At 33.7% G+C, this 1,034-nt stretch carries 1 protein-coding gene; it reads left to right on the top strand.

The window, feature by feature from the left end; translation table 11 throughout:
- Positions 1-81 precede the first annotated feature (81 nt).
- Positions 82-1,034 (top strand): dihydrodipicolinate synthase family protein (locus I6U48_RS29145; protein WP_218324018.1); only part of this gene is annotated, 953 nt, incomplete at its 3' end.

Raw genomic sequence — 1,034 nt, 5'->3', positions numbered from 1 at the left:
TTTTATTAAATATATAAGACTAAGGAGTATCTGAAGAGAAAAAGGTTTAAAAATTTATTTATAAAATGGAGGAATTTAATTATGGCAAAAGCAGCAAAATCAAGAGCAGAATGGAGAGGTATTTATCCTGCAATATGTATACCTTTTAACGAAGATTCAACAGTAAGTGAAAAGGAATTATATCCTTATTTAGACTGGTTACTTGAGTATTCTGATAAAGGAATAAGAGGATTAGTTACAAATGGACATACTGGAGAAATATCAGGATTAGAAAATGAAGAAAGAGCATTTGTTACAAAATTGGTAGCAGACCATGTTAAGAAAAGCGGTAAAGATGTTAAGATTATTTCAGGGGTTTCAGCAGAAGGAACAGCTGACGCTATAAAACAAGCACAAGCAGCAGAAGCAGCAGGAGCAGATGGAATACTTCTTATGCCACCACACTTATGGTTAAGATTTGGAATGAAGCAAGAAGGAGCTATTCAGTTCGTTAAAGATGTAGCAGAATCTATTAATATTGGAATATTTATTCACCTTTACCCATCAACTACAAAAGCATTCTATCCAGTAGAAACATTAATAGAAATGTGTAAGATTCCTAATGTTGTAGCTATTAAAATGGGAACTCGTAATCAGCCTTTATATGAAAGAGATGTTACTATATTAAGAGAAAAGTCACCAGAAACAACATTAGTAACTTGTCATGATGAAAATCTTTTATCTACAATGATACAAGGTCTTGACGGTGCATTAGTTGGTTTCTCAGGATGCGTACCAGAACTAGTAACTGCTTTATGGAAAGCTGTTCAAGAAGAAGACTTAAAAGAAGCAAAAAAAGTTAATGTAAACTTACAGGCTGCTTCAATGGGAATATACGGAACTGGAGAACCTACTGGAGAAGCTCATGCAAGAATGAAAGAATTCTTAGTACAACGTAAAGTATTTTCATTACCTTTAATGAGAAAACCTTTAATGCCTTTAGACGCAGAAGAAAAAGCTAGAGTTACTAAGGCAGTAGAACTTTCAGGTGTTCC

This window comes from Clostridium thailandense, from assembly GCF_019207025.1.
Lineage (GTDB): Bacteria > Bacillota > Clostridia > Clostridiales > Clostridiaceae > Clostridium_AM > Clostridium_AM thailandense.
This window is presented reverse-complemented; position numbering and strand designations above follow the sequence as displayed.